22 protein-coding genes are annotated in these 25,435 nt (G+C 72.6%); 13 read left to right on the top strand and 9 right to left on the bottom strand.

The window, feature by feature from the left end; translation table 11 throughout:
- Window positions 1-116: 116 nt before the first annotated feature.
- Both Q9R28_RS06975 and Q9R28_RS06970 read left to right on the top strand, forming a co-directional pair.
- Window positions 117-1,601 carry a cytosine permease gene (locus Q9R28_RS06975; protein ID WP_251160009.1) on the top strand — a complete coding sequence of 495 codons (1,485 nt, stop codon included), beginning with the start codon at window positions 117-119 and terminating at the stop codon, window positions 1,599-1,601.
- Window positions 1,598-2,521, top strand: a complete 924-nt coding sequence (locus tag Q9R28_RS06970) for a PfkB family carbohydrate kinase (protein ID WP_311205751.1) — start codon at window positions 1,598-1,600, stop codon at window positions 2,519-2,521. Before Q9R28_RS06975 ends, Q9R28_RS06970 begins: the two co-directional genes overlap by 4 nt.
- 332 nt (window positions 2,522-2,853) lie before the next feature.
- Here Q9R28_RS06970 and Q9R28_RS06965 read toward each other — a convergent pair whose 3' ends face one another.
- On the bottom strand, window positions 2,854-3,759 hold the full coding sequence (locus Q9R28_RS06965) for a carbohydrate kinase (RefSeq protein ID WP_271826657.1): 906 nt from the start codon (window positions 3,757-3,759) through the stop codon (window positions 2,854-2,856).
- A 129-nt stretch (window positions 3,760-3,888) separates the two neighbouring features.
- Between Q9R28_RS06965 and Q9R28_RS06960 the strand changes: the two genes are divergently transcribed.
- Window positions 3,889-4,308, top strand: a complete 420-nt coding sequence (locus Q9R28_RS06960) for a BLUF domain-containing protein (protein WP_066651524.1) — start codon at window positions 3,889-3,891, stop codon at window positions 4,306-4,308.
- Window positions 4,309-4,389: 81 nt separating this feature from the next.
- Window positions 4,390-5,433 (top strand): hypothetical protein, encoded by a 1,044-nt coding sequence (locus Q9R28_RS06955; protein WP_311205750.1) that lies wholly within the window; start codon window positions 4,390-4,392, stop codon window positions 5,431-5,433.
- 96 nt (window positions 5,434-5,529) lie between these two features.
- Here Q9R28_RS06955 and Q9R28_RS06950 read toward each other — a convergent pair whose 3' ends face one another.
- Together Q9R28_RS06950 and Q9R28_RS06945 are read right to left on the bottom strand one after the other, a co-directional pair.
- Window positions 5,530-6,645, bottom strand: a complete 1,116-nt coding sequence (locus tag Q9R28_RS06950; protein ID WP_311205749.1) for an amidohydrolase family protein — start codon at window positions 6,643-6,645, stop codon at window positions 5,530-5,532.
- Window positions 6,642-7,781 carry an ROK family protein gene (locus Q9R28_RS06945; RefSeq protein WP_311205748.1) on the bottom strand — a complete coding sequence of 380 codons (1,140 nt, stop codon included), beginning with the start codon at window positions 7,779-7,781 and terminating at the stop codon, window positions 6,642-6,644. The genes Q9R28_RS06950 and Q9R28_RS06945 overlap by 4 nt, the downstream gene beginning before the upstream one ends.
- A 53-nt stretch (window positions 7,782-7,834) precedes the next feature.
- Between Q9R28_RS06945 and Q9R28_RS06940 the strand changes: the two genes are divergently transcribed.
- The 5 genes from Q9R28_RS06940 to Q9R28_RS06920 all read left to right on the top strand — a co-directional run bounded on the left by Q9R28_RS06940 (window position 7,835) and on the right by Q9R28_RS06920 (window position 13,349).
- The gene (locus Q9R28_RS06940) at window positions 7,835-8,623 is read left to right on the top strand and encodes a DeoR/GlpR family DNA-binding transcription regulator (RefSeq protein ID WP_066651516.1); all 789 of its coding nucleotides are present in this window, start codon (window positions 7,835-7,837) and stop codon (window positions 8,621-8,623) included.
- Between the two features lie 203 nt (window positions 8,624-8,826).
- Complete coding sequence (locus Q9R28_RS06935; protein WP_311205747.1) at window positions 8,827-10,065, top strand: Gfo/Idh/MocA family oxidoreductase; 1,239 nt, start codon at window positions 8,827-8,829, stop codon at window positions 10,063-10,065.
- On the top strand, window positions 10,062-11,375 hold the full coding sequence (locus Q9R28_RS06930) for a sugar ABC transporter substrate-binding protein (RefSeq protein ID WP_311205746.1): 1,314 nt from the start codon (window positions 10,062-10,064) through the stop codon (window positions 11,373-11,375). The genes Q9R28_RS06935 and Q9R28_RS06930 overlap by 4 nt, the downstream gene beginning before the upstream one ends.
- Window positions 11,376-11,484: 109 nt before the next feature.
- On the top strand, window positions 11,485-12,444 hold the full coding sequence (locus Q9R28_RS06925) for a sugar ABC transporter permease (RefSeq protein WP_311205745.1): 960 nt from the start codon (window positions 11,485-11,487) through the stop codon (window positions 12,442-12,444).
- Window positions 12,441-13,349 (top strand): carbohydrate ABC transporter permease, encoded by a 909-nt coding sequence (locus Q9R28_RS06920; RefSeq protein WP_251160018.1) that lies wholly within the window; start codon window positions 12,441-12,443, stop codon window positions 13,347-13,349. The genes Q9R28_RS06925 and Q9R28_RS06920 overlap by 4 nt, the downstream gene beginning before the upstream one ends.
- A gap of 328 nt (window positions 13,350-13,677) precedes the next feature.
- On the opposite strand, the gene Q9R28_RS06915 is transcribed toward Q9R28_RS06920, so the two are convergent.
- The 5 genes from Q9R28_RS06915 to Q9R28_RS06895 form a co-directional block, all read right to left on the bottom strand.
- Window positions 13,678-14,580: a carbohydrate ABC transporter permease gene (locus Q9R28_RS06915; protein WP_081984540.1), complete on the bottom strand. Its 903-nt coding sequence runs from the start codon at window positions 14,578-14,580 to the stop codon at window positions 13,678-13,680.
- The gene (locus Q9R28_RS06910; protein ID WP_066651510.1) at window positions 14,577-15,527 is read right to left on the bottom strand and encodes a carbohydrate ABC transporter permease; all 951 of its coding nucleotides are present in this window, start codon (window positions 15,525-15,527) and stop codon (window positions 14,577-14,579) included. Before Q9R28_RS06910 ends, Q9R28_RS06915 begins: the two co-directional genes overlap by 4 nt.
- A gap of 9 nt (window positions 15,528-15,536) precedes the next feature.
- Complete coding sequence (locus tag Q9R28_RS06905) at window positions 15,537-16,892, bottom strand: ABC transporter substrate-binding protein (protein ID WP_311205744.1); 1,356 nt, start codon at window positions 16,890-16,892, stop codon at window positions 15,537-15,539.
- 41 nt (window positions 16,893-16,933) lie between these two features.
- The gene (gene melA / locus Q9R28_RS06900) at window positions 16,934-18,250 is read right to left on the bottom strand and encodes an alpha-galactosidase (RefSeq protein WP_311205743.1); all 1,317 of its coding nucleotides are present in this window, start codon (window positions 18,248-18,250) and stop codon (window positions 16,934-16,936) included.
- Window positions 18,251-18,484: 234 nt separating this feature from the next.
- Window positions 18,485-19,273, bottom strand: a complete 789-nt coding sequence (locus Q9R28_RS06895; RefSeq protein WP_066651508.1) for a DeoR/GlpR family DNA-binding transcription regulator — start codon at window positions 19,271-19,273, stop codon at window positions 18,485-18,487.
- Between the two features lie 158 nt (window positions 19,274-19,431).
- Here Q9R28_RS06895 and Q9R28_RS06890 point away from each other — a divergent pair, with 158 nt between their 5' ends.
- The 4 genes from Q9R28_RS06890 to Q9R28_RS06875 are packed head-to-tail and all read left to right on the top strand — an operon-like array spanning window position 19,432 to window position 24,411.
- The gene (locus tag Q9R28_RS06890) at window positions 19,432-20,763 is read left to right on the top strand and encodes a D-tagatose-bisphosphate aldolase, class II, non-catalytic subunit (RefSeq protein ID WP_311205742.1); all 1,332 of its coding nucleotides are present in this window, start codon (window positions 19,432-19,434) and stop codon (window positions 20,761-20,763) included.
- Entirely contained in the window at window positions 20,760-21,893 is a 1,134-nt protein-coding gene (locus Q9R28_RS06885) for an SIS domain-containing protein (protein ID WP_311205741.1), read from the top strand. Before Q9R28_RS06890 ends, Q9R28_RS06885 begins: the two co-directional genes overlap by 4 nt.
- Window positions 21,890-22,873, top strand: coding sequence for a BadF/BadG/BcrA/BcrD ATPase family protein (locus tag Q9R28_RS06880; protein WP_311205740.1), 984 nt, complete (start codon window positions 21,890-21,892; stop codon window positions 22,871-22,873). The genes Q9R28_RS06885 and Q9R28_RS06880 overlap by 4 nt, the downstream gene beginning before the upstream one ends.
- Window positions 22,874-22,905: 32 nt before the next feature.
- Entirely contained in the window at window positions 22,906-24,411 is a 1,506-nt protein-coding gene (locus Q9R28_RS06875; protein WP_311205739.1) for an alpha-galactosidase, read from the top strand.
- Between the two features lie 21 nt (window positions 24,412-24,432).
- On the opposite strand, the gene Q9R28_RS06870 is transcribed toward Q9R28_RS06875, so the two are convergent.
- On the bottom strand, window positions 24,433-25,362 hold the full coding sequence (locus Q9R28_RS06870; RefSeq protein WP_311205844.1) for an NADP-dependent oxidoreductase: 930 nt from the start codon (window positions 25,360-25,362) through the stop codon (window positions 24,433-24,435).
- Between the last annotated feature and the right edge of the window lie 73 nt (window positions 25,363-25,435).

The following is a 25,435-nucleotide window of genomic DNA, read 5'->3' as shown; positions in this document are numbered from 1 at the left end:
TCCGCCGCCGCCCGGTCACCACCCCTCCCCGCAGCACCCCGCTCTCCCGCAGCACCCGCTCCCCGCAGCACCCTCACCTCCCCCGCAGCACCCTTCCGATGACGTAAGAGGACCCCATGGCCCAGGACACCACCACGCGCTCCGGCGGCACGCTCTCCAGCGGCACGCTGACGAGCGTCGAACAGCGCGGCATCGAGCCCGTGCCCCACGACGAGCGGAACGGCGCCCCCGGGGCCCTCTTCTGGGTCTGGTTCGCCGCGAACATCTCGATCCTCGGACTCCCCCTCGGTGCGACCCTCGTGGCGTTCCAGGGGCTGACGATCTGGCAGGCGCTCGTCGTCGCGGTGATCGGCGCCGCCGGGTCCTTCGCGGTCGTCGGGGTGATCTCCATCGCCGGACGCCGCGGCGGGGCTCCCGGTCTGACCCTGAGCCGCGCGGTGTTCGGCGTGCGCGGGAACATCGGACCGACCGCGGTGTCACTGCTCTCCCGCCTCGGCTGGGAAACCGTGAACACGACGACCGCGGCCTTCGTGCTGTTGTCGCTCTTCACGATCCTGTTCGGCACCGACGGCGACGCGAAGGCGAACCCGGTGCTGACGATCGTCGCCATCCTCGTGTTCGTCGTCGCGACCGTGCTCGTCTCCGGGCTCGGCCACGCGTTCATCGTCGCCGTGCAGAAGTGGGCGACGTGGGTGTTCGGCGCCCTCAACGTCTTCGTCGCCGTGTTCCTGGTGCTCCGTGTCGACTGGGACGTCGTCGGGTCGCAGCCCGCGGGTCCGGTCGCCGCGATGGTCATCGGCATCGGCACCATCGCCGCGGGCACCGGCATCGGGTGGGCGACCGCCGGTGCGGACATCGCCCGGTACACGCGCACCTCGGTGAAGGCGGGCGCCCTGATCAGCGCCAGCGCCGCCGGCGCGGGCATCCCCCTCGTGGTCCTGGTCGGTCTCGGCGCCCTCGTCTCCGCCGGCGACCCCACCCTCGCGCAGGCCGGTGACCCGGTCGCGGCGATCCGCGACCTGCTGCCGAGCTGGATGGCGATCCCGTACCTGGTCGCGGCCTTCGGCGGACTGCTGCTGTCGAACCACCTGTCGGTGTACTCGGCGAGCCTCACCACGCTGACCCTCGGCATCAAGGTGCCCCGCGTGTGGGCGGTCGGCGTCGACGTGGTCGTCACGACCCTCGGCGCGATGTACTTCATGCTCGTCGCCGACGGCTTCTACGCGCCCTTCATCACGTTCATCTCGGTGCTCGCGGTGCCGATCACCGCCTGGCTCGGGGTGTTCATCGCCGACATGGCGAAGCGACGCTGGTACGACCCGGCCGCGCTGCTCGACCTCCGCGCCGGAGGCCGCTACTGGTACCGCGGCGGCGTCGCCTGGGGCGCCCTCGCCGCCTGGGTCGTCGCGATCGTCGTCGGCTTCCTCTTCACCTCGGTGCAGGTCGGCGACGCGGACCCCGTGTTCGTCGGAGCACTCTCGGACAGCTGGATCGGCGCGAACGGCCTCGGGTGGATCGTGACGTTCGTCGTCGCCGCCCTCGTGTACCTGCTCACCGGCGGTGCCCGCGGCCAGCTGCACGCTCCCGAGGAGCGCGCGTGAGCCGCCTCGTCTCGGTCGGCAACGTCGTCGTCGACATCGTCCTGCGCGTGGACGCGATCCCCGAGCCCGGCGGTGACGTCATCGCCTCGGCGTCGGAGATCACCGCGGGCGGCGGGCTCAACACGATGGTCGCCGCCGTCCGCGACGGCCTGCCCGTGGTGTTCGCCGGGCAGTACGGCACCGGGCCGTTCGGCGACGTCGTCCGTGCGGCGCTCGTCGACTCGGGCGTCGAGGTCCTGCAGCCCGGGCTCGACGACGTCGACAGCGGGTACTGCGTCGCACTCGTCGACGCCTCCACCGAGCGCACCTTCGTGACGAGCGTCGGTGCCGAGGGCCGGCTCGGTCGCGCGGACCTCGACCGTGTCGCGCTCCGGCCGGACGACACGGTCGTCGTCTCCGGCTACGGCCTCGCGCACGCCGTCAATGGTCCGGCCATCGCCGACTGGCTGACGACGGTGCCGGACTCCGTCCGTGTCGTGCTCGACCCGTCACCGCTGGTCGACACGCTGCCCCCGGCGGTGCTCGGCCCCGTCACGGCGCGAGCGGACGTGGTCAGCGCCAACGGCCGGGAGGCACGGCTCATGGCACCGACCGCCGCGGGACTCCCCGAGGCGGTCGCGGCGATCGCCGCATCCGCCCGCGGCACCGCGCTGGCCCGTGACGGCGCAGCGGGCTGCTGGGTCGCCGAGCCGGGGCGCGCCCCGGTCCTGGTGCCCGGGTTCCCCGTCGACGCGGTGGACTCGAACGGCGCGGGTGACGCCCACGGCGGCGTGCTCGTCGCTGCCCTGGCGCGCGGGCACTCGCTGGTCGACGCGGTCCGGCGTGCCAATGCCGCGGCGGCACTCGCGGTGACACGGCGGGGGCCGGCGACGGCTCCTACGGCCGCGGAGACCGACGCGTTCCTCGCCGCGCACGCCTGACGGCGGGGGGCCCGGCCGGTGCGCGGCCGTGCGCCCGCGCGGGCCGCAGCGGTCGCGCGGTCAGCGGTCGCGCGGTCGGTGGTCGGGCGGTCAGCGGTCGCGCGGTCGGTGGTCGGGCGGTCAGCGGTCACGCGGTCGGTGGTCGATCGGTCAGCGGTCGCGCGGTCGGCCGCCGGTGCGATGTGCTCGCGCACAACCGGGAGCACCTCGCGCCACGTCGATCCGCGGCGCCACGTGCTCCCCGTTGTGCGGGCGACGCGATCCTCACCCGTGGCGAGCACCCGTCGCTGCCCCGTACGTCCGGTCCGGGCGTGCGGCCGGGCGACGAGCGGTCAGGCGCCCAGGACCCCGGCGGCGTCCGTGTCGAGCTCGGCCCGGACGGGCGGGTCCGCGCCCGGGCGGGACACCGTGACGGCGGCACAGGCCAGCGCGAGCGACGCCAGGCGTCCGAGCTCGTCGGTGTCGAGGCCGGTGGGTGCCGAGCCCCGCGCGAGCACGCCGGCGAGCAGCCCCGCCATGAACGAGTCACCCGCGCCGATCGTGTCCGCGACCTCGACGCGCGGCGCCGGCACGGTGGTCCGCGCGCGGGCGGACGCCATCGCGCAGCCCGAGCCGCCGAGCGTCACCGCGGCGAGCGCCGCCCCGTGCGCCAGCAGCCCGTCGAGGACCTGGTCGACGCTGCGGTCCGGCCAGAGCCACGCGGCGTCCTCGTCGCTGAGCTTGATCACGTCGGCCTCGGCGAACAGCGGTTCGAGGGTGGCGAGCACGGCATCCCGGTCGGGCGTGATCGACGGACGGACGTTCGGGTCGAGGGAGACGAGGGCGTCCGTCGGGCGGGTACGGAGCGCCTCGAGCACGGTCCGTGCGCCCGGCTCCAGCACAGCACCGATGGAGCCGACGTGCACGAGCGGCGTACCGACCGGCACCCGCACCGGGTCGAGGCGCCAGTCGAGGTCGAACTCGTAGGACGCACCGCCGTCGTCGCCGATCGTCGCGACGGCGGTGGAGGTGCGCTCGATCGCGGTCGCGTCGACCTCGACGTCGCTCGCGCCGACGTGCGCCCGGATCGAACCGCCGTGGTCGTCGTCGCCGAGCGCGCACACGAGCCGTGCGGCCCGGCCGAGGCGAGCGAGGCCGACGGCGACGTTCATCGGGCTCCCGCCCGGGTGCTCGACGCGCCCATCGGGGCGGTCGACCACGTCGACCAGGGCTTCTCCGATGACGATGACGGGGTCCATGGCACCAGCCTCCCAGAGCCGACGGCCGTGCGACGTCGGCCTGTCCGCTCGTCCCCCGGTGGTCCGCGGACGCACGGGTGCCGCGGAGTTGACTGACGGACCCGGCACGACCGCCACCAAGGAGCCCCGATGCTGTCCCTCATCTACTCGAGTGTCGCCACCCGATCCCTCGACGACGACGACCTCGCCGGCCTGCTCGCGCAGAGTCGGCGGGCGAACGCGGAGAACGACATCACCGGCGTCCTGCTCTTCCGGAACGGCTACTTCCTGCAGCTGCTCGAGGGTCCGGATCAGGCGGTCCGCGCGAAGATGGCGACGATCAAGCACGACGACCGGCACACCAAGGTCACGGTGCTCACCGAGGAGCTCATCGAGGAGCGGCAGTTCCCGGAGTGGACGATGGGCTACCCGGCCGAGGACACCGACGTCGAGCAGGCCCCGGGCTACCGGACGACCTTCGACGACCTCGACGCCGCGGACGGCACGCAGATCAGCTCGCTGCCGGCGCTCCGCGAGCTGATCCGCTGGTTCCGACCCTCGCCCCGCTGACGACCCGGCCCGACCGCCACGGCACGCGGCGTGCGAGGATCGGCTCGGTCGGACAGGGGGTCCGACGGACGGGGGCACAGCGTGGGCGACACGACCGGCGAGCGGACCAGGACGCACCCCTGGGTGCACGTGCTCGGCGCGACGGCGATCGGCGTCGGCGCCGCACACCTCGCGCGCGCGGCCGCCCTCCTCACGTTCTTCGTCGGCGTACCCGGCCTCGTGGCGCTGCTGGTCCACACGGTCGTGGCGTGCGGAGCACTCGGCGGTCTGGCGGTCCTCGCCACCCGGCGTCGCCGGACGGCGTGGCTCGGTGCTGCGGGCCTCGTCCTCGTCCCCGCGGTCCTCGTCGCGGCGCTGCTGCCCGCTGCCCTCGCCGGGCCCGAGCCGACGTTCCCGCTCCTCGCGTCCACGCCCACGCCGTACCTGGTGGGCGCGGTCGTCGCCGCGGTCCCGGCGATGCTCGTGCACCGCGGGGTCCTGCGGAAGCTCGGCGTCGTCCTGGGGACGGGCGCCGCGGTCGCGGTCGTCGCGGTGGTCGTCGCGGTCGGCGTCCGCGTCCACCGGAGCGACGTGCACCGGGACGAGCAGGCCATCGCGCGGGCGCAGGTCGCCATCGGCGCGGACTTCCGGCCCGTCACGATCTCCCCCGACGGGTACGGCTCCGTGTACGAGGCGAACATCGAGCAGCGGCTGCCGGGGTTCCTGCAGGTGTTCTCCTCGCCTGCCGAGGAGGCGCACGCGCCCGGCGACGCGTCGGGATCGGACCTGACGGTCGTCACGCTCGCCGCGACGACCCCGCCGTGCGGCCGACCGATCGAGGGCGTCGCCCCCGGCGGCGGTTCCGAGGCGGAGACGTCGTGCGACGAGGACGGCGGGGTCGTGCGGCGGACGAGCGAACACGGCCACGAGGTCGCCGCGGTCGTGGGCGACACGCTCGTGGCCGTCAGCGCCCTGCCGGAGGTCGACGACAGCCTGCTCGAGGCTGCCGTGCGCTCCGCGGAACCGATCGACGACGAGGCGTACCGGCACGTGCTGCTCGGTGACGGCGACGAGTACACCGACGAGCTCGACGGCAACCGGTGTCCGGTCGTCGGCGCGGCGTGCGGCCCGCCGGCGCGTCGCTGATCCGGACGGGAGGCACGTGGCGGGCCGGCACCGCGCCTCCCGTCCGACGGCGCCGGCTCCGTGACACGGGCCGCCCGGGCGGGCGGCCGCGCTCGGTCAGGCGGCCGGTCCGAGCGGCAGCGGGTGGATCCGCCCGTCGGGTCCGATCACCACGAGGTCGGCGGCGGATCCGACGCTGAGCGGCGGACGCAGACCGAGCACCGACACCGCCCGTGCGGAGGACGCGTGCACCGCCGCCGGCAGCCGGTCCGGGCGACCGTCGACGAAGCGAGCGACGGCGTCCGCCACCGTGATCGTGCTCCCCGCCAGTGACGAGCCGTCCGCGAGCCGAGCGACTCCGTCGGAGACGACGACCTCCGAGCCGGCGATCCGGTAGCTGCCGTCGGCGCAGCCGGTCGCGGCCATGGCGTCCGAGACGAGCACGAGGCGGTCACCCGCGGCTCCGCGCACGAGGTCGACGGTGACCGGGTCGAGGTGGTGGCCGTCCACGATGCACTCCACGGTGAGACGCTCGTCCGACAGCGCGACGCCGACCGGGCCGGGCGCACGGTGGTGCAGCGGCGGCATCCCGTTGAACAGGTGCGTGACGAGGGTCGCACCGGCGTCCACCGCCGCCCGGACCTGGTCACCGTCGGCGTCGGTGTGCCCGATCGCGACGACGGTACCCGACGCCACCAGTCGCCGGACCGCGTCGAGCGCACCCGGGAGCTCGGGCGCGAGGGTGACGATCCGGAGCGCCGCACCGCCGGCGTCCACGAACAGGTCGACCTCGTCGGGGGTCGGCGGGTGCAGCAGTTGCGCGGCGTGCGCACCCCGGCGGGCGGGTGCGAGCCAGGGCCCCTCGAGGTGCAGTCCGGCGAGCGTGCCGTCGTCGACGAGCGGTCGCAGGCGGTGCAGGGCAGCGACCGTGTCCGGCACCGTGCCCGTCGCGATCGACGCCACCAGGCGGGTGGTCCCCCGCGCGGCGTGGTGTTCGGCGGCCGCCCGGGCCTCGGCGACCGAGCACGAGGCGAAGTCGTGCCCGAGGGCTCCGTGCGCGTGCAGGTCGACGAAGGCCGGCAGGACGGTGCCCGGCGCATCGACCACACGGTCGTGCACCGGTGCCGCACCGGTGCCGACCGCGGCGACCCGGCCGTCCTCGACGGCGAGCCACGCCTCCGACAGGTCGACCGCGGCGGTGACGATCCGTGGGGCGCGGACGAGGACGGTCACGCGGTCACCGCCACGTCCGGCACCGACCCGGCACGCACCGACGCGGCACGCGCGGAGCCGGCCTGCGCCGAGCCGGCTCGGGCCTGGCGGGCGAGCAGCACCGCACCGATGGCGCCGGCCGCATCGCCGTGGCGTGCCCCCACGAGTTCGGGCAGTCGGACCCCGGCGAGGCGGTCCGCGACGGCGGCGCGCAGCGGGTCGAACAGCAGCGGCCCGGACTGCGCCAGGCCGCCGCCGACGATCAGGGTGTGGCACCCCGCGACGGCCGTCAGCCAGGCCAGGGTGTCGGCGAGCACGTCGACGCAGTCGTCCCACGCCCGTCGGGCCACCGGGTCCCCGTCGAGGACCCGGAGCATCGCGTCGTGGGCGCTCGGAGCACCGCTGCGGCGTGCGACGGCGCCGGCCGAGGCGACCTCCTCGACCCGGAGGCCCGCGTGCGCGCCGTCCCGGATCCGGACCTGGCCGACCTCCCCGGCCCACCCGCCGCCCGGCACGACCCGGCCGTCGACGACCAGGGCACTCGCCAGGCCGGTCCCCACCGGGACGAAGGCGACGGTGCCACGGCCGAGCGCGGCGATCGTGTCGGTGTCGGTGTCGGTGTCGGTGTCGGTGTCGGTGTCGGTGGCGAGCGGACCGCCCGGGGCCGCTCCCGGACCGGCGGCCCGGACCTCGGCGAGCGCTCCGGCACGGACGTCGTGGCCGAAGGCGAGCGGGACGGCGTCCACGCCTGCCGCGCGCAGGGCGTCGTCGACCCGTGCCCGGACCGGAACGTCCCGCCAGCCGAGGTTCACGGAGAGCACCGATCGGCCGGCGTCCTCGTCGACGACCCCGGGGACGACCAGACCGATCGCCCCGAGTTCCGTCCCCCGTCGCCGGGCGACCGTCCGGGCCCGCTGTCCCAGCGTCGCGACGAGCTCGGCCAGCGCGGTGGCCTGCGGGTCCTCCCGGGGCGTCGGGACACGCTGCTCCTCGAGCACCCGCCCGTCGTCGGCAACCAGGCGCACCTTGATGCTCGTGCCCCCGACGTCGATGCCGAGCGCTGCACCGTTCGCGGTCATCGCGAGCCCTCCGGTCGTGCCGATCGGGACTGATCGGACGCCGACAGCCTGCCGACCGATCGTGATCGGTGCAAACAACGCGCATCATTTCCGCTCACATCGCGCAGCGAACACGCCCGTAGGATGACGCCATGACCCCGCAGCAGAGGCTCAACGCGCTCCTCGAGCTCGTGAGCGACCGCGGGAACGTCTCCATCGCCGAGATCGGCGAGGCGCTCGGCATCTCCGCGGCGACCGCCCGGCGTGACCTCACGACCCTGGCGGACCAGCGGCTCGTCACGCGCACCCACGGTGGGGCCGCAGCGCTGGGCGCGGGGTACGAGCTGCCGCTGCAGTACAAGATCGCCCGGCAGGCCGAGGCGAAGACCGCCATCGCCCGGGCGACCGCCGCGCTCGTCTCCCCGGGGGACACCGTCGGCCTGAACGGCGGGACGACGACGACCGAGGTCGCGCGGGAGCTCGGCAAGTCCGAGCGCTTCATCCGCGCCGACGGCGAGTGCGGCATCACCATCGTCACCAACGCCCTGAACATCGGCTACGAGCTGTCGATCCGCGCCAACGTCAAGATCGTCGTGACGGGCGGTGTGGCACGGCGGCAGTCGTACGAGCTCATCGGCCCGACGGTCCGCGACACCCTCGACGGGTTCGCGCTCGACGTCGTCGTGCTGGGGGTCGACGGGCTGTCCGGCCAGTACGGCGCCACGACCATGCACGAGGGCGAGGCCGAGGTGAGCCGGCACTTCGCGTCGGTCGGACGGCGGATCATCGTGGTCGCCGACTCGACGAAGATCGAGCGCTCCACCTTCGCGCGCATCTGCCCGCTCGACCGCATCGACGTGCTCGTCACGGACCAGGCGGTGCCGGCGTCGTTCGCCGCAGACCTGGCGTCCGCCGGCGTGGAACTCGTCGTCGCGAGCTGACGCCCCGCGGCTGCGGTCACCTCGGATCCGCCCGTCGTCGGCTGCGCAGCCGCAGTCGACCGGCGCCGTCCCGTGCCGTCGTCGTGACGTTGCCGACATGTAACAACCTCGGATGCACGCTTCCGTGATCGAGCCGTGCCTGCTTATTGTGCACTCATGATCGATTTGGCATCATTGCCGTCACAATCACGCAAGGGAGCGAGATGACCACCACGAGCACACGCCTGCTCCGGGTCGGCGTCGTCGGCATCGGCCAGCGGTCGGCCATCGCCGACCACGTGGCCGCTGCGGGGCTGGACGCCGACGGCGTGGACGCCCGGATCACGGCCGCCGCCGACACCACGGAGAGCGGCCGGACACGTGCCGCCGCACACTGGCCGGAGGCCGAGGTGGTCGCCGACCACCGGGCACTGATCGGCTCGGACGGCGTGCCGAACCTCGTGGACGCGGCGATCGTCACCACCCCGGACTGGACCCACGCCGAGATCGCGATCGACCTGCTCCGTGCCGGCATCGCCGTCTACCTCGAGAAGCCCCTGGCGATCACGGTCGAGGACGCCGACGCCGTCCTGAACACCGCCGCCGAGACCGGGACGCCCCTGTACGTCGGCCACAACTTCCGGCACGCCGCCGTCGTCCGACTCATGCGCGAGGTGATCGCCCGCGGTGAGATCGGCGAGGTCAAGGCGGTGTGGGTCCGCCACTTCGTCGGCAACGGCGGCGACTACTACTTCAAGGACTGGCACGCCGACCGCAGCCGCGTGAACTCCCTCCTGCTGCAGAAGGCGAGCCACGACCTCGACGTCGTGCACGCCCTCGCCGGTGCGTACACGAGCCGGGTCGTCGGGATGGGGTCGCTCTCCGTGTACGGCGACGTCACCGACCGGCGGGACCGCAGCGACGAGCTCATGACCGACTGGTTCTCGTTCGACAACTGGCCGCCCGCCGAGCAGACCGGCCTGAACCCCGTCGTCGACGTGGAGGACGTCTCGATGGTGATGATGACGCTCGACAACGGCGTGCAGGCGAGCTACGAGCAGTGCCACTTCACGCCCGACTACTGGCGCAACTACACGGTGATCGGCACCCACGGACGGCTCGAGAACGTCGGCGACACCGGCGGTGGTGTCGTCAAGGTGTGGACCCACCGCCGCAACTGGGACGTCACCGGTGACGTCGAGTACCCGGTCGACGGCGTCGAGGACGGTCACGCCGACGCCGACCTCCTCACGATGACCGAGTTCCTCCGCTCGGTGGCCCTCGGCGAGCCGACGACGCTGTCCCCGATCGCGGCGCGCATGGCGGTCGCCGCCGGCGCACTCGCCACCCGCTCGCTCCGCAACGGCTCCGTCCCGCTCGACGTGCCGCCCCTCCCCGATGCCACGATCCGTCACTTCTCGGCCGCCGGCCGCGACGACCTCTCCGGAAGGAACACCCGATGACCCTCCCCTCCCCCCGTCACGGCCGCGGTCGCCGCCGCGCCCTGCTCGGTCTCGCTGCCGCGGTCAGCGCCGTCGCCCTCCTCGCCGGGTGCAGCAGCGCCTCGTCCGCCGGCTCCGACTCCGGGACGGGCACGGTCGCGAAGGACACGAAGGCCGACCTGACGTACGCCGTGTGGGACCAGAACCAGGTCGACGCGATCAAGGCGAACATCAAGGGCTTCAACGAGGAGTACCCGGACATCACGGTCAACGTCGACGTCACGCCGTACGCCAACTACTTCACGAAGCTGCAGACGCAGGGCTCCAGCAACACGCTGCCCGACCTGTTCTGGATGAACGGCCCGAACTTCCAGCTCTACGCGGGCAACGGCAAGCTCGCACCGATCACCGGCGCGGTGGAGTCGGGCGCGATCGACCCGTCGAAGTACTCGAAGGCGCTCGACGACCTGTACACCTACGACGGCAAGCAGTACGGCGTGCCGAAGGACTTCGACACGATCGGCGTCTGGGTGAACAAGGCCCTGTTCGAGCAGGCCGGCGTCGCGATGCCGTCGAAGGACTGGACGTGGCAGGACTTCCAGGACACCGCCGCCGAACTGTCGCAGAAGCTGCAGGGCGACGGCGCGTACGGCGCCGCCGGCGGCATGGACGGACAGACCACCTACTACGACACGATCTTCCAGGCCGGCGGGTCCGTCATCGACGACGGGAAGTCGGAGTACGACACGAAGGCCGCGCAGGAGGGCATCCGCTTCTGGACCGACCTGATCGACTCGGGCGCTTCGCCGACGATCAAGCAGCTCACCGACACCACGGCGGACCAGTGGTTCACCTCCGGCAAGCTCGCGATGTACCAGGGCGGCAGCTGGTTCCGGTCGGCGCTGATCGGCACCGACATGGAGCAGGACGTCGTCGTCTACCCGCTGCCGAAGGGCAAGGAGCAGGCGACCGTCATCCACGGCGTCTCGAACGTCGTCGCCGAGGGGTCGAAGAACAGGGCCGCAGCCCAGGCACTGCAGGCGTACCTGGCGAGCAAGCCGGCACAGCAGCAGCAGGGCGACATGGGTGCGGTGATCCCGGCCTACGAGGGCACGCAGGACGCCTTCGCGAAGACGATGCCCGACGCGGACCTGCAGGTCTTCCTCGACGCGGTCGACTACGCGAAGCCGCTGCCGGTGTCGAAGAACACCGCCGCGTGGAACACCCTCGAGACGAACCTGCTGCCGAGCGCCTTCGACGGCTCCGAGCCGGTCGACCATGTGACGGAGAAGCTCGCCCAGGAGATGGACGCAGCACTCGCGAAGGAGTGACGACGAGCCGGTCGGTCGGGCCCGCGCCCGGCCGGCCGGCTCCGTCCCGTCCGCCCATCCGCACCGCACGGACCACCTGATCCGACCGCCCTGGCCGAGGAGCGACCTGATGACGATCAACACCCAGCAACCGGACGCCACACAGGTGTCCGCACCGCCCGACACCATTCCCGACGGCCCCTCGCGACCGTCGCGGGCCCCACGCACCGACGGCATCTGGCCGTGGCTGTTCGTGCTGCCGCTGCTCATCGGCGTCGGCACGTTCTTCATCTGGCCGATCCTGCAGACGTTCTGGTACTCGTTCACGAGCTGGGGCGTGTTCGGCGGCGCCACCTTCACGGGCCTGGCGAACTACGGGCGCCTGCTGACCGACCCGCAGCTGTACCAGTCGCTGGTCAACACGATCGTCTACACGGTGATCGTCCTGCTCGGCATCCCGATCGCGGTCTGGCTCGCGAGCCTCCTGAACACGCCGGGCCTGCGCTTCGCACAGTTCTACCGCGTGCTGTTCTTCCTGCCCTACGTCGCGATGCCCGCCGCGATCGCCCTGGTGTGGCGCATCATGTACAACGGCGACTTCGGCATCGTGAACTGGTTCCTCGGGCTGGTCGGCATCGACGGCCCGTACTGGATCTCCACCCCGGGCTTCGCGCTCGTCGCGGTGTCCCTCGTCGGCCTGTGGTCGTCGCTCGGCTTCTCGATGATCATCCTCGGTGCCGGGCTCAAGGACATCCCACCCGAGCTGTACGAGGCCGCAGAGCTCGACGGTGCGAGTCGCTGGCGCCAGTTCCACGCGCTCACCGTGCCGCTGCTGACCCCGAGCATCTTCTTCGTGCTCGTCGTCACCACGATCTCGAGCTTCCAGCTGTTCGACCTGCTCTACGCGATCCTCGGCTCCACCAACCCGGTCATCCCGAAGACGATGTCCCTCGTCTTCTACTTCTACAACGCCGGGTTCATCGACAACGACAAGGGCTTCGCGGCTGCCATCGCGATGGTGATCTTCGTGCTCATCGGCATCATCACCGTCGTGCAGTTCCGGGTCCAGCGGAAGTGGGTCCAGTCATGACCGGCATCATCGAAGCGCGCGGCAGCAAGGTCGCGGCGGTCACGAGGGCGGCGAGCCGCAGCCGGGCGCAGACGACGACGCGTCCGGGGCGCCGCGGGGGCAGCCACTGGTGGATCCACGTGGTGCTCGGCATCGGTGGGTTCGTCATGGCGTTCCCGTTCCTGTGGCAGATCGTCATGGCGCTGTCCACGAACGCGCAGGTGACCTCGCCGACGCCGACCTTCTGGCCCGGTGAGCTGCAGTGGAGCAACTTCGCCCGGGTCTTCGAACGGCTCCCCTTCCTCGACCAACTCGCGACCTCGATCTGGGTGACCCTGATCCGCACCCTGGCACAGATCGTGCTGTGCACCCTGGCCGGGTACGCGTTCGCCCGCATGCGGTTCCGCGGCCGCGCGGTCATCCTCGGGATCGTGCTGTCGATCCTGCTGGTGCCGTCGCAGGTCTACCTGATCTCGCAGTACCAGATCGTCCAGGGCCTCGGGTGGCTGGACAGCCTGGCCGGCATCGTCGCACCGGGCCTGTTCAGCGCCTTCGGCACCTTCCTGATGCGGACCGCGTTCCTCAACATGCCCGCGGAGCTCGAGGAGGCGGCACGCATGGACGGGGCCAACCCGTTCCAGACCTTCTGGCGGATCATGCTGCCGCTCGCGCGCCCGTCGATCAGCGTGCTCGCGATCACGACCGTGCTCTGGTCGTGGAACGAGCTGCTCTGGCCGCTGGTGGTCTCCACCCGCGCCGAGGACATGCCGCTCGCCGCCGGGCTCGCGACCCTGTCCAGCGACCGGACCATCGACTACCCCCTGCTCATGGCGGCGAGCCTGATGGCGATGGCCCCGGTGCTGATCCTGTTCATCGTGCTGCAGCGGCGGGTGATCGACGGACTCGCGTCCTCCGGCCTGAAGTGAGCGGTGGCCGTCACGGCCACCGGACGGAGCGCCCCTCGGGATCCGAGGGGCGCTCCGTCGTGCTCGCTGCGGCCGCGTGGACGGCCGATGCACCCGGACGGGAGGCACGGTGCCGGCCCGCCCCGCGGCCCCGGTCCGTCCGTGCGCACGACGGGAGGCGTGGTACCGAGCCGACCCGTGCCTCCCGGCCGGCAGTCCGCGCCCACCCGGCGGCACGGTTCCGAGCGGACTCGCGCCTCCCGGCCGGCAGCCGTGCCTGCGGACCGCCCGCACGGACGACGGGAGGCACGGTGCCCGTGAGCACCGTGCCTCCCGTCGTCCGTGCTGCTCAGCCCTTCAGACCGGCCGAGGCCATCGTCGCGACGAACTGCTTCTGCGCCACCAGGAAGAGCAGGATCAGCGGCAGCGTGGCGACCACGTTCCCCGCCATCAGCAGCGACCAGTCGGTCCGCCGCGCCCCCTGGAAGTTCGTCAGACCGAGCTGCAGCGTGAACGAGTCGGCGTCGTTGATCGCCACGAGCGGCCAGACCAGGTCGTTCCACGACCCGAGCAGCGTGAAGATCGCGAGCGTCGCCAACGCGGGACGGGCGAGCGGCAGCACGATCCGGAAGAACACCTGCAGGCGGGTGCACCCGTCGATCTGGCCGGCCTCCTCGAGCTCGGCGGGCAGGGACAGGAAGAACTGCCGCATCAGGAAGATGCCGAACGCCGAGGCGAGCCAAGGCACGATCGCGGCACCGAGGCTGTCCACGAGGTGCAACCGGGCGAACATCACGTACGTCGGGATCATGAGCAGCTGCGACGGGATCATGATCGTCGCGAGGATCGCCAGGAACCCGAACGTCCGCCCCGGGAACCGCAGGCGCGCGAACCCGTACCCGGCCAGCGAGCACAGGACGAGGTGCGAGACGATCGCCGACGCCGACACGATGACCGTGTTGAGGAGCCAGTGCAGGATGTCCGACTCGGCGAACAGGCGCGTGTAGCCCGACAGCGTGAACTGCGTCGGGAGGAACGACGGCGGGAACTTGTTGATCTCCGAGGCCGGTTCGAGCGACGTCATGAACATCTCGACGAACGGCAGCAGGAAGAGGAGCGCCACCGGTGCGAGCAGGAGGTGCCACGGGCTGAACGGCAGGCGACGTCGACGACGGGGTGTGGTGCGCTCCGCCGGTGTCGCGACGGCGTCCGGCCGGTTCGGGGTCTCGAGTACTCGGGTCTCGACGGTCATCGTGACGCGTTCCTTCCGGCTCGGCGCTGCACGAGCGTGACGATCACGGTCGCGGTGAGGGTGACGAAGAACATGCCGTAGGCGATGGCGGACCCGTAGCCGAACTGCAGGTTCTGGAAGGCCGTCTTCCACAGGTAGTAGACGATCGTCTGGGTCGCGTCGAGCGGTCCGCCTCGGGTGGTTGCGTAGACGAGGTCGAAGAGCTGCACGGCCTGCAGGGTCTGGTAGATCCCGACGAAGGCGGTGACGGGCGCCAGCTGCGGCCACACCACGCGCCAGAACGTCTGCCAGTTGTTCGCGCCGTCGATCCGGGCCGCCTCGAGCACGTCGCCGGGGACGTCCTGCAGGGCGGCGAGGTAGATGACGGTCGTGAACGCCGCCTGCCCCCACAGGGACATGATCACGATCACGACCATCGCCTCGGCGCGGTCCTCGAGCCAGCCCTGCGGCGGGACGTGCAGCACGCGGAGCACGTTGTTGACGATGCCGAACTGCGGGCTGAACAGGTAGGTGGTCAGGATGCCCGTCGCCGCGGCCGAGGCCACGAACGGCACGAAGATCGCCGTGCGGTACAGCCCGATGAACCGGATGCGCCGGTTCAGCGCGACGGCCAGGGCGAGTCCGAGCAGCAGGGACGCGGGGACGAACAGGACCGTGTACAGCAGGGTGTGCACGGCGGCCGCGAGCGCGCTCGCGTCGGTGGCCAGGTCCTGGTAGTTCTCGATGCCGGCGAAGGACGGCGGGCTGAAGCCGTCCCAGCGCTGGAAGGAGAGGACGAGCGCCCAGACCCCGGGGAAGATCGTGAGGCCGAGGACGACCGCCAGGGCCGGGGCGACGAAGCCCCAGCCGGCGAGGCCCTCGCGGGCGGCGGCCGATCGACGTCGGCGCGGTGGCCGCGGCGGCGCGGTGTCGGTGGTCGGACGGGTGCGGAGTGCGGGAGTGGTCACGGGGGCCTCCTAGCCCTGACGGAGTGCCTTGTCGGCGGCGACGGTCGCCTGCCGGAGTGCCTCGGCCGGTTCGCCCTCGCCCTGCAGCACGCGGGACACCGCGTTGCCGAACGCCTCGGACAGGCCGTTGTAGCCGGGCAGGGTCGGGCGGACCTGCTTCGCGTTGGCGGAGTTCGCCTGGATCACGTCGAGTCCGGGCAGGGCGTCGACCTGCTTGCGGAACGCCTCGCTGTCGGCCTCGCTCGACCGCAGCGGCAGGTTGCCGACGGCGACGTTGAACCGCTCGTCCTGCTCGGGTGAGGTCAGCCACTTCGTGAAGTCCTTCGCCCAGTACGCGCGGTTCACGTCGTGGTTGTCGAAGAGGGTCCAGAGGTCCGGCCCGGACACCGTCTGGTGGTCACCGTCGGTGCCGGGGAGCCGCACCACGCCGTACGAGGTGCCGGCCGTCTGCAGGGCGGAGAGCTCCCACGGACCGGAGGTGATCATGCCGACGCGGTCGCTCTCGAACAGCTGGGCGAACTTCGTGTCCGTCTGGTCGAGGTACACGCTGCGGTCGGTCACGGCCATGGACCGCATGAACTCCAGGGCCTCGACGCCGGCCTCCGAGTCGAACGCGGCGTGCTCGCCGTCCTCGGACAGGATCGAACCGCCGTTCTGCCAGAGGTGCGGCCACATCTGCCAGGTGGTCTCCTCGCTGCCCGAGACCGAGTAGCCGTAGCCGAAGGTCTGGCTGTCCCGGTCCGTCAACGCCTTCGCGGCGCGACGGAAGTCCGACCAGTCCCAGTCCGCCGTCGGGTACGGCTCGCCGGCGGCGTCGAAGACCGTCTTGTTGTAGAAGAGCGAGATGTTGTCGACGACCGCGGGGAAGCCGATCACCTTCCGCCCGGTCGGCTGCGCGGTGCCGCGAGCCGCCGGGGAGAACTCGTCCCAGTGCGTGTCCGGGTCCTCCGCCTCGGCGCGCAGGTCGAGCGTCCGCCCGGATCGCTCGAGCTGGCTCGCCCACGACCCGAAGGTGTACGAGATGTCGGGTGAGTCGTTCCCGGCGAACGACGCCGCGAGCTTCTGGAGCAGTTCGTCGGTCGACGAGGCCCCGGAGGACATGTCGATCGTCACGTTCGGGTGCTCGTCCTCGTACTCGTCGACGAGCACCTGCAGGAGCTTCGCCGCCTCGTCGCTCTGGCCCGACCACATGGTCAGGTGGACCGGTGCCGTGGTGTCGAGCTCGGTGGCACCCTGCGGTGCGCAGCCGGTGAGGACCGTCGCGGCGACCGCGATCGCGACGGCGAGCGCGCCGCGTCCGGTGCGGCGGCGGGCGGTGCGTGTGCTGCTGCTGGTGCGTGTGCTGCTGCTGGTGGTGCGTGTCACTGCGGACTCCTTCGTCGTCAGTGGTGCGTCGGCCGGCGAGCTCAGATCCCGCGTGCGGGGATCGTCGCGCGCAGCGGTTCCGGCAGCAGGTCCCCGTGGGCGACGACGAGGTCGTTGCACAGCTCCCAGATCTGCTCGGGCGTGAGCGTCGAGGACGCGTTCGGGTCCATGAGCACCGCCTGCCGGATCGCGACGGGGTCGCCCGTCCGCGCTGCGTGCACGGTGAGCTCGTTCACGGAGACGTACGGCCGGTTCAGCGCCGCTGCCTGCACGGGGAGCGCCCCCATCGGGATCGGTGCGATGCCGCCGGCTCCGACCGTGGTCGGGACCTCGACGACGCACCCGTCCGGCAGGTTGTCGATCAGGCCCCTGTTCGGCACGTTCGCGTGGATCTCGCGCTCGGTGCCGGTGACCAGCGAGTGGATGACCTGCGGGGCGTACTCCGAGGCGCCCTCCTCGAGCTGCACGGGTCGGCCGGCCGCCAGGTCGCGCTCGGCGGCCTCGAACTCGGCGACGTTGTCCTCGGAGATGCCGACGTACTCGAGCGGACGCAGCCGGAACCGGTCGACCTGCTCCGGCGAGCGGAGGAACCACGACAGGTACTCGGAGGAGTGCTCGCTCGTCTCGGTCGGGTAGGAGCCGATCCGCTTGAACACCTCGACCCGCACCCGGCGCTCGAGCTCCGGGTCCTGCCGGATGCGCTCGCGGAGCCGCGGGTACAGGTCCTCGCCCTCGTGCGTCCACTCGAGCAGCCACGACTGGTGGTTGACGCCTGCTGCGCGGAACCGGGTCTGCTCGACGTCGAGGCCGAGGAGTCCGGCGAGGTCGTGCGCGGTCCAGTAGACGCTGTGGCAGAGCCCGAGCGCCGTGATGTCCGGCGCGACGGTGTCCGCCCACCAGATGTTCATCGCCATCGGGTTCGTGTAGTTGAGCAGGACCGCGTCCGGGGCGACCTCGCGCATGTCCGCGGTCAGCTCGGTGAGGAACGGGAAGGTGCGGAGGGCACGGAAGACGCCGCCGACCCCCGTCGTGTCACCGATGGTCTGGTGCAGGCCGTACCGCTCCGGGATCTCGAGGTCGGTCCGGGTCGCGGCGATCCCGCCGATCTGCACCATGTCGACGACGAAGTCCGCGTCGGCGAGGGCGCGACGTCGGTCGGTCGTCGCCGTGAGGGTGACCGGCCGGCCGAGGCGCTCGCTCACCTGGCGGGCGGTGGCCTCGGCGACGGCGAGGCGACGCTCGTCGACGTCGAACAGCCGGAGGTCCAGCTCGGGGAGGTCGTCGTACCGGAGGAGGTCGGCGAGCAGCTGTCGCGTGAAGACGACGCTCCCGGCGCCGACGAACACGATGCGGGTCATGGGAAGCCCTTCGTTCGGGGTACCGCCGAGGGACGGCGGTCGGGGCCACCCGGCGGGTGGCAGAGGGCACGGAGGGGTGGGAGGTCACGCGTCCCGACGCGGGCTCCTGCGGCGTCCGGGTGCGCGGCCTCGACGGGGTTCGCCGGCCGGGCCCCACGGTAGGGCGCGGTGGGCACGACCACCACGCAGCCTCGCGAAACGCGCAGGACGAGTGCGCGTTCGGGCGTGGAGCGCTCAGGCGATGAGGACCTCGACCCCGGCCGCGGCGATCTGCTCGAGCGCCTCCGCCGGGGCGTGCTCGTCGGTCACCAGGACCGACACGTCGCCGATGTCGGCCATCCGCGCCATCGTCTGCCGCCCGACCTTCGAGCCGTCGCACACCACGACCACGCGGTCGGCGTGCGTCACCATCACGCCGTTCGTCCGCGCCTCGGTGTCGTCGTGCGTGGTGACGCCGCCGGCCGCGCTGATGCCGTCCGTGCCGAGGAACGCCGTCGTCACCTTGAACGCCGCGAACGCGGCCTCGGCCAGGGGACCGACGGCCTCGAGCGAGGTGGCGCGGAGCGTGCCGCCGGTCAGGATCGTCTTCACCCGCGGGCTGCGCGAGACCTCGAGCGCGATGGTCACGGCGTTCGTGATCACCGTCAGACCGTTCCGGTCGCCGAGCGCCCGCACGACCTCCTTCGTGGTGGTCCCCCCGCTGACCGCGACGGCCTGTCGCCCCGGGGGCAGGAGCCGTGCGGCGAGCCGACCGACCGCGCGCTTGGCGGCGTCGGCTTCCGAGGCCCGCATCACGACGGGCAGCTCCGGGAGCGCGCCGACCGACTCGACCCGGCCGTAGCTGCGCACGACGAGACCGCGCGCCTCGAGCTCGCCGAGGTCGCGTCGGACCGTGGCCGCCGAGACGCCGCAGGCCCGGATCAGCTCGTCGGTGCTCGTCGAGCCCTGCTCGCGCACCCGCTCGAGGATGTCCCGCATCCGGTCCCGCCGCTTGCGGCCGACGTCCGGCGAGTCGTTGTCCATGGACCCATCATGCGCCAGAACGATCACTGCGAATGACCGGAGTGATCGTTCTGGCAGCGGAACTGATCGGTCGTTGCCGACACTGGGTCCGGACGCGGCGCCGGACGGTGCCGCGTCGGCAGCGCCGCCGACCGCGGCGCACGCACCAGGAGAACCACGTGAACCCCATCACTGCGCTCGTCGCTCGCCACCGTGCCGGATCCGGTGAGGGCATGTACTCGGTCTGCTCGGCGAACCCCTACGTCCTGCGGGCCTCGATGCGCCAGGCGCTCGAGGACGACGCGCCCCTGCTCGTCGAGGCGACCTCCAACCAGGTCGACCAGTTCGGCGGGTACACCGGCATGACCCCCGCGGACTTCCGGGCCGCGGTGCTCGACCTCGCCGAGGCCGAGGGCTTCCCGGCCGACCGGCTCGTCCTCGGCGGCGACCACCTCGGCCCGAACACGTGGCAGGACCGCCCGGCCGCCGAGGCGATGCCGCTCGCCGTCGACCTCGTCCGTGCCTACGTCACCGCCGGCTACACGAAGATCCACCTCGACTGCAGCATGCCGCTGCAGGGCGAGGTCGCCCCGCTGACCGACGCGGTCGTCGCCGAGCGGGCCGCCGTGCTGCTCGCCGCCGCGGAGTCCGCCGCCACCGACGCCGGGATCGACCGCGACGGCATCGTCTACGTCATCGGCACCGAGGTCCCGACCCCCGGCGGGGCGAAGGAGACGCTGCGCGACCTCGAGCCGACCCCGGCGACGGCCGCGGTCGGGACGCTCGACGTGCACCGTGCGGCGTTCGAGCGCGCCGGCCTCGCCGACGTGTGGCCGCGCGTCGTCGCGCTCGTCGTGCAGCCCGCGGTGGAGTTCGACCACCTGCAGGTCATCGACTACGTGCCCGAGGCCACGACCGCGCTGCAGGAGGTCATCGAGGCGACGCCCGGACTCGTGTACGAGGCCCACTCGACCGACTACCAGACGCCCGAGGCGCTCCGTGCCCTGGTCGACGACCACTGGGCGGTGCTCAAGGTCGGCCCCGGCCTGACCTTCGGGCTCCGCGAGGCGCTGTTCGCCCTCGACGCCGTCGAGGCGGAACTCGTCCCGGACGGCAGCGCGGTCGACCTGCGCAGCGTCGTCGAGCGTCGGATGCTCGCGGAGCCGGACCGCTGGGAGCGCTACTACGAGGGCGACGCGCACGAGCAGCGCATCGCCCGCACCTACAGCTACAGCGACCGCATGCGCTACTACTGGCCGGACCCGGAGATCACCGCCGCGACCGAGGCGCTCGTCCGCAGCCTCGACGCGGTCGGCATCCCGCTCCCGCTGCTGAGCCAGTACCTGCCCGTGCAGTACGAGCGGGTCCGTGAGGGCCTGCTGCCGAACCGTGCCGAGGACATCGTGCTCGACCGCGTCCGCGACGTCCTGCGTCCGTACGCCGCCGCCGTCGCCCCGCGCGCGCAGGCCACCGGTACGGTCACCACCACCACCAGCAAGGAGTCCCTGTGACCACCACCGCCCCCGTCCGCGCCGACGAGACCGCGACCCACCGCGAGATCCTGCAGCAGCCCGACAGCTGGCAGCGCCTCGTCGCGTCGCTCGACGACCGCCGTGCCGCGCTCGACGCCTTCCTGCAGCCGCTGCTCGCCGACGAGGACCTGCGCATCGTGCTCACCGGGGCCGGCACCTCGGCCTTCGTCGGGGACATCGCGAGCGTCGACCTGCGCCGCCACCTCGGCCGTCGCGTCGAGTCGATCGCCACGACCGACATCGTCGCCGACCCGCACGGCTCGCTCGGCGACCCGGGCCGGGTGCTCCTGGTCTCGTTCGCCCGCTCGGGCAACAGTCCGGAGAGCGTCGCAGCGACCCGCGTCGTCGACGACGTCACACCGGGTGCGCACCACCTGGTCGTCACCTGCGACCCCACGGGCGCCCTCGCCCGCGAGCACCGCGGGCAGGACCGGTCCTTCGTCCTCGACATGCCGGCCGAGACGAACGACACCGGCTTCGCGATGACGTCCAGCTTCTCCACGATGCTCCTCGCCGTCCTCCTGGCCTTCCGGCCGGAGCTCGTGGCCGGTACCGGCGCGCTGGTCGCGGCGGCACGGACGATCGCCGGCCTGGAGGCACGGATCGCCTCGCTCGCGGAGGGCACCGAACGCGTCGTGTACCTGGGCAGCGGAGCGCTGCAGGGCCTGGCACGCGAATCGGCGCTGAAGCTGCTCGAGCTCACCGCCGGCGGGGTCGTGTCGTTCTTCGACACCCCGCTCGGCTTCCGGCACGGCCCGAAGGCCGTCGCGGGCGCGCACACCCTGGTGGTCGTCTACGGCTCGTCGGACCCGTACACGGCGCGGTACGACGCGGACATCCTCCGCGAGCTCCGCGCGGACGGAGCCGTCCGGGTCGTCTCGGTCGGCGGGGACGCGGACGACGAGCGTTCCTTCCCGCTCGACGACCTGGCGGGCCTCGACGACGCGTTCCGCAGCGTCGCCCTGGTCGGCTTCGCCCAGCTCCTCGCCCTCGCCACGTCCGTCGCGCACGGATGCACGCCGGACAACCCGTTCCCGGGCGGCACGGTCAACCGCGTCGTCCAGGGCGTGACCATCCACGACCACCGCGCGGGAGCTGCACGGGCATGACCGTCTTCCTCGGCATGGACGGCGGCGGCACCAAGACCGCGTTCCTGCTCACCGACGGCGAGGGCACCACGCTCGCCGAGTCGCGGCAGCCGGCCTCCTCCTGGTTCGACGCGGGGACCGGTCTCGTCGGCGACGTCGTCCGTGCGGGCGTCGACGCGGTGACGTCGGCGGCCGGCATCGCCCCGGCGGACATCACGTTCGCGCACTTCGGCATCCCCGGTCACGGGGAGTCGAGTCGTGACACCCCCGTGCTCGACGCCCTCCCCGCCGACGTGCTCGGACACGACCGGTACTCCTGCGGCAACGACATGGTCGGCGGCTGGGCCGGATCGCTGGCCGGCCGCGACGGCGTCAACGTGATCGCCGGCACCGGGTCGATGGCCTACGGCGAGCGCGGCGGCACCGCGCACCGCGTCGGCGGCTGGAGCGAGGTGTTCGGCGACGAGGGGTCCGCGTACTGGGTCGCCGTCCAGGGGCTCAACGCCTTCTCGCGGATGGCGGACGGCCGACTCCCCCGGGGTCCGCTGCACGCACTCGTGCGCGAGCGGGTCGGGGTGACCGAGGACCTCGACCTGATCGGCGTCGTCATGGACGAGTGGGGCGCGGACCGCGGCACCGTCGCCGACCTGGCGAAGGTGGTCGTCGCAGCCGCCGACGCCGGCGACGACGCTGCTGCCGACGTCCTGCGCCGCGCCGCCGCGGAGCTCACGACCCTGGTCGGCACGACGGTCCGCGCGCTCGGCTTCCCCGCCGACGAGCCGGTCCCCGTGTCGTACTCCGGCGGGCTCTTCCGAGCGCCGCGGTTCCGCGAGGCGTTCGCCACCGCACTGCTCGCCGAGGACACGACCCTCGAGCTCGTCGAACCCCGACACGATCCGACCGTCGGCAGCGTCCTGGTCGCGATGCGCCGGGCCGGGGCACCGATCCCCGAGCGGTTCACCGCGGAGACGGTCCCGGCCACCTCCAGCGCCGCCCGCTGACACCACGCACCGACACCACGAGGAGACCACCCGTGCAGTACACGTTCGAGTTCGACGGCCTCCGGGTGCCCGCGAACGTCTCCGGACCACCCCGCCGGACGGCGGACGGGTGGCTCGTCCCGGCGGGCCCCGTCGCGCTGCTCCACCCCTTCGGGCACCGCGCCGAGTTCTACCGGCACGGCTGGAACTCGTGGAGCCCGAGCGGGTGGACGCGGGTCGACGGCGACACCATCGGGATCAAGGACAGCCCCGAACGCCTGCTGACCGCCGACGACGCCGCGAACGAGACACCGCACGCGCACTCCGGCAGCGCGGTGGGTGCGGTGACCGGTCCGGACGGCGGCACCCTCCTCGTCGGGGCGCTCGGGCTCGGTACCCCGCGGGTCGGCGCCGACGGCAACGTCCTGTGGGCGTCGAGCGAGCAGGACGACGCGGAGTGGTTCGTCGCGTACGGCGCCGAGCAGGACGTCTTCGCCGCGTACGCCGACCGGGTCACCGAGCGGCTCGGTCGCCGGACGGCCCGCGCCGGCACCGTGTGGAGCAGCTGGTACTCGTACTACGAGGACATCACCGAGGACCGGATCGCGCGGGCGGCCGCCGACCTCGAGGGCTACCCGGTCGACGTCTTCCAGATGGACGACGGGTGGGAGCCCATCGTCGGCGACTGGACGGCGGGGCCCGACTTCCCGAGCGGGATGGCGGCGACCGCACGGACCATCGCGCGCCACGGCTTCCGTCCGGGCATCTGGCTCGCGCCGCTGATCGCCCTGCCCGGCTCGACGATCGCCACCGAGCGCCCCGACCTGCTCGTCGCGGGTGACGACGGCCGTCCGCTCGTCACCGGGCACAACTGGGGGTCGCACTACCACTCGCTCGACACGACGAACCCGGAGGTGACCGACCACCTCCGCGGGGTGTTCGACCGGATCACCGCGGACGGCTACAGCTACCTGAAGCTCGACTTCATGTACGCCGGGGCGATCGCCGGGCACCGACACGTCGACCTGCCCCGCGAACAGGCCTACCGGCAGGCGATCGAGCACATCCGAGCCACCGTCGGCGACGACGTCTACCTGCTCGGGTGCGGGGTCCCGATGATCCCCTCGGTCGGGGTGTTCGACGGAGCCCGTGTCGGACCGGACGTCGCGCCGTTCTGGGACAACGCCGAGCGGGTGGGCGACCCCTCCGGCGAGGGCGCCCGCAACGCGCTGGTGTCCTCGGTCAACCGGGTGTGGATGCGGCGGCTGTACGAGGTGGACCCCGACTCGGTCTACTTCCGCAGTGCGCGGAACCTGCTCGGTCCGGACGAGCGTCGAGCGCTGCAGGACACCGCGGCGGTCCTCGGGTTCCGGTCGACGTCCGACCCCGTCGACTGGCTCCGACCGGAGGAGCGTTCCGAGGCCGCGGACTGGCTCGGCGGGAGCGCCGTGGTCGAGCAGGTCGGCCGGTACGTCTTCCGCCTCGACGACCGGGTGGTCGACCTCACCCCGTACGTCACGGGCGAGCACGCGGTCGACGCGGCGTCCTTCATCGGCTGACCGGCCGGCGGTCGTCGTCCCTCAGACGGTGACGACGACCTTGCCGGCGATCCGCCCGGCCGCGCCCTCGGCGTGCAGCGCCGGGAGGTCCTCGAGCCGGATGCGCCGGGTGACCTCGACCGTCAGCTGCCCGGCGTCGACGAGCGCGACGAGCTCGGCCAGGCGCCCGCGGTCCGGCAGGACGAACACCGTCGCGGCGCGGACGCCCCGGGACTCGTCGTCCGGCGTCGCCATGAACGCCGTGGTGCTCACCACGACCCCGCCGTCACGCACGGCGGCGACGAGCGCCCGGAACTGCTCCGGCTCGATCGGCGCGAGGTTCAGCAGCACGTCGACCGGCTCGTCCACCGCCGCCAGGACGTCGGTCGTGGTGTGGTCGATCACCTGCTGGGCCCCCGCGGCGCGGACCGCGTCGGCGCTCCGCGGGCTCGCGGTGGCGACCACGTGCACGCCGGCACGGACGGCGAGCTGGATCGCGTACTTCCCGACCACGCCACCGGCGCCGTTGATCAGCACGCGCTGGCCCGCCTCGAGGCGACCCTCGTCGAACAGTGCCTGCCACGCCGTCAGCGCCACCGACGGGAGTGCCGCGGCGTCCACCAGCGGGACGCTCGTCGGGGCGGCGACCAGTGCCTCCGCGGGTGTGACGACGTACTCGGCGGCACCGCCGTCGCGTTCCATCGGCAGGAACCCGACCACCGCCTCGCCCACGGCGAGGCCGTCGACGCCCTCGCCCAGCGCGGCGACCGTGCCGGACACGTCGTAGCCGGGCACGTGCGGCAGCTGGACCGGGATCGGCAGGAACCCGCCGCGCATGCCGTTGTCGGCGGCGTTGTAGGCGGAGGCGGTGACCTGCACCAGCACCTCGCCCGCACCCGGTGCCGGACGCTCGACGTCCTCGATCCGCAGGACCTCCGGACCGCCGACCTCGTGGAACCGCACTGCCCGCATGGTGTCCTCGTTCATGATGTTCCCCTTCATTGTGTGCTTCGAATTCGAAGCGATGGGTCGACCGTACACCTGC

This window comes from Curtobacterium sp. BRD11, from assembly GCF_031844345.1.
Classification (GTDB): Bacteria; Actinomycetota; Actinomycetes; order Actinomycetales; family Microbacteriaceae; genus Curtobacterium.
Note: the sequence above shows the minus strand (reverse complement) of the source record. Positions and strands in the feature narration are given on the sequence as shown.